At 57.9% G+C, this 3,060-nt stretch carries 4 protein-coding genes and 1 pseudogene; 1 reads left to right on the top strand and 4 read right to left on the bottom strand.

Features of this window, described 5'->3' with window-relative positions; genetic code table 11:
* A partial coding sequence (locus A3AI_RS0141765) for a helix-turn-helix domain-containing protein (protein ID WP_024521117.1) occupies positions 1 to 228 on the top strand: 228 nt, incomplete at its 5' end.
* A gap of 528 nt (positions 229 to 756) precedes the next feature.
* Here A3AI_RS0141765 and A3AI_RS44995 read toward each other — a convergent pair.
* From A3AI_RS44995 to A3AI_RS50455, 4 genes and pseudogenes are all read right to left on the bottom strand, one after another.
* Positions 757 to 1,485: a nitrogen fixation protein NifQ gene (locus A3AI_RS44995; RefSeq protein ID WP_024521118.1), complete on the bottom strand. Its 729-nt coding sequence runs from the start codon at positions 1,483 to 1,485 to the stop codon at positions 757 to 759.
* Positions 1,486 to 1,610: 125 nt separating this feature from the next.
* Entirely contained in the window at positions 1,611 to 1,796 is a 186-nt protein-coding gene (locus tag A3AI_RS50445; RefSeq protein WP_024521119.1) for a hypothetical protein, read from the bottom strand.
* A gap of 83 nt (positions 1,797 to 1,879) precedes the next feature.
* Positions 1,880 to 2,011 (bottom strand): annotated as a pseudogene (nifH, locus tag A3AI_RS50450) (nitrogenase reductase); the annotation flags it as partial.
* On the bottom strand, positions 1,954 to 2,514 hold the full coding sequence (locus A3AI_RS50455; protein ID WP_502685797.1) for a P-loop NTPase family protein: 561 nt from the start codon (positions 2,512 to 2,514) through the stop codon (positions 1,954 to 1,956). The gene A3AI_RS50455 and the pseudogene nifH, both read right to left, overlap by 58 nt.
* Positions 2,515 to 3,060 lie beyond the last annotated feature (546 nt).

Here is a 3,060-nt window from a genome sequence, read left to right on the forward strand (position 1 = left end):
CAGGAGAAGTTCTCTGAGGCCTCCGGCCGTACGCAACAATATATCAGCGGTTTGGAGAGTGGTCGGCGCAATCCCACCGTGGTGACTTTGTTCGAGCTCGCAAGTGCGTTGGGCGTCAGCCACGTCGATCTTGTTATACCCGATGAAGAGTTTCGCAGTTGGCGCCCGAAAGGTCGAAGGAAGACTCCTAAGAACAGGCCAGCACCGAAGCGTCTGGAAGCGCGGTGATCGTCCGCTTGAGATGGCCATGCGAGCTTTCGATCGCCGCTTTTCGTAGGCGGTGCCGCGATTGTTGCGAGAAGGCATCATGCCGTAATGGGCGCAGAGGTCCTCGGACCGCCGGCGAGATCGTTCCGAGCATTCCGGAACGGCTAAGGGACGCAGATTTTGGCATGCATCACCCGTTTTTTCCTTTCACAGGTTGCCGCTGAGCCATGGAATGGACGGATTCGCGGAATTGGGCGCGCCCTGCGAGTTTGGGCTTCCGAACAGCTATCGCGGGCGACAACAATGACCCCGCTACCGGGAACAACTGGACACACAAACGGGACGACCTGAAGCTGACAAGAGACGCTCAGCAGCGGAACAGTTTCACCGCGATTCATCCCCGCGCTCTTCTTGACGTGGGAGATCATATCCGTCGATGTATGTTTGCAGGAGCTTCGCCAGCTCCAAGCCAATGCACTTGCATTACTGGACCACAGTGGATGATCTTGATGGCCTCGAACGATCTAGACAGAGAAGATGGTGTTCCAGTCAGCGTGATTCCAAGATTGCGGCATGTCGACCTGCGGCTGGTACAGGCTCCTGCAACAGAGCCTCGCGCCGCCGTTCGGCCATCCGACTCTCGCCGCTTTCATCGCCGAAGCACAAATTGAAATCCTTACATTGAGTGCACACAGGAGTCGTGCAGATCACGAGGCCCTCGTCCGCGCAAAGAGTGCGATAGAAAAAGCGCTTCCAGCGCATATTGTTGGTATTGCGGCCAGCCAGCGACGCGAAATGGCGGTCCAACAATCGGCAGAGTTCACCACGATCGCGCAGTCCGAGGTCTTCCCACAAGTGATTTGGCTCGATCGCGCGTCGCGCGATCATCTGAGCCAACCAGCGACCGGTATCCCCTCTGGTCGACCGTTGCGATAGCAGGAGATCACGCACCATTATGACCTCGTCGTTATCATTGTGCTTGAACCGCAGAAGCAGCTCGTCGGCTTTGATCCGAACCGACGGGAAGTGCTGTTCCAGCAGGGTCGCTAGCTCGTCGCTGGACAGCCCGGCTCTTTCGGAGACGAAACCACCATCCATCGCTGCAGCAGCCAGAATTGACGCTAGTGCGTGGCGGTCGAAATTACTATCATTGGTTATGTCGACGTCGGCGGGATGTGCGCCCGTGAGCAGACGATAGGTCGCAATTCCCCTATGCTCCTCACCGCTCGCTTCGCTTGATCCTGCAACCAAAAGGGGAAACAACCGCACGTTCAACATGAGTAACTGAGCTCGCCACAGTTGATAATAGACGCCCCTCAGTGCCGGTCATAGGACCGCTCCCGGAAACGCCGGCCTCCCATGGGGTGGGGGAGAAAGGGGAGGCCGGCGTTCTCGCGTGCTCTTTACGAGGCCGCGAGTTCAGCGGCGGTCTTGCCGATATCGGACTCGTCGACCGCTTTTATGATGCCGTGCTTCATCAGTATGTCCTTGAGCTCATCCGTGGAGATCGGGACCGAGATCCGCCTTCCGGCGGTAATGGTCCGAGCTTGCGAATAGCGATCGTGCTGGGATTCCGGCGGATATTCCAACGCTGTCGGCGCACTCCGCGTAAGGCTAGAGCCTCCGCCAGTCCGAGCTCTTTGACGGCCTGTTGGTCATCGCAGATTAAACCTCCAAGCCGCACTCCGCCGGAGTTGTCAGATTTGAGAACGCCTTTGGGGATATCGTTGAGGGCATCCATCGCTATCACCTCGCCTGAGGCGATGGCACAGATTGCTTGCGCCCTGTTCTCACGGATCGGCATCGCAAAGCTGACGCAGACGAGGCCTGCCGAGCACATTTAGGAGGCCTATCGATGTTATCACAGGCGCGGTTTGCTTTGCGACAATTGATTGAAGTGATGACAGAGCGACTGGCGCAGCCGATGCATTGCTCCGCGCCGCGGGACTCAACGCAGCGGACTTCCTGGTAGCCGACTTCGTCACGTCGTCGATTGCGATGTCCTCGACCCTGCCGGCGTTCGCGGCGAGGCTCAAGATCGTGTCCTGCGCCTTTGGCCTGCAGGATCAGGCGGGTCGAGTCTGCCTTGAGATCACAACCCAAAATCGGGATCATGCAGTCCATCTCTGGCACTCCCGCTAGCGTGTTCTCTGAGGTCGTAGAGTTGCCGATAGCCTCCTTTCCGTAGAGTGCGACTTGTCTTAGTGAAGGCACGTTGCGCTCCATCAACCGATTTGCCAAAGATTGCCCGATCTCGTTGCGCACGGTCCTGTTTCTCTCTCGGAGAGCGGGGCACAAGGAGAGCATCGCTATCTTTGGCGCAGACCTATGCAAGCCCTACTCAGTGTCGTGAGCTAATTATAGCAACGTTTGTGCCAACGTCGGTTCTCGCTCTCAAGCCTTTGGTTGCAGTAGAAAAGCATGGCGAGGCAATCAGTCACGCGGGATGTTAGCTATCGGGCGCAGTTGTGACGCTGTAGAAAAGCTGACAATGCCATTGGCAGAAGCTCTACTCGGCGTCATCCAGAGAGCGCGGGAGCGGGCGTTGCTGTCGAGCCTGCAGCCGGCGAGCAGCGCCTTTACCCAAAATAGCCGCCGACGCGCCCTGCTCGAGCGCGATCCATTGCCACAGCGCACGGATTGACTGTTACGCACTGATAGCGTCGGTCTGGTATAGTCGGGCTTGGTCTCGCAACGGCAAATCTGAGAACTCTGCGAAGGCGTTCCGATCCGTACGCCGCCGGCCGCAACGATGCCGGCATCTCTACTGCTGGATGTCCTGCAGCGAGCTACCGTCTAGATGTGAACTTTCAGGAGGTTGTCCATTCGGCCCGTGCCGTGAACGCTGATGTC

It is taken from the genome of Bradyrhizobium sp. Tv2a-2 (assembly GCF_000472425.1).
Taxonomy (GTDB): domain Bacteria; phylum Pseudomonadota; class Alphaproteobacteria; order Rhizobiales; family Xanthobacteraceae; genus Bradyrhizobium.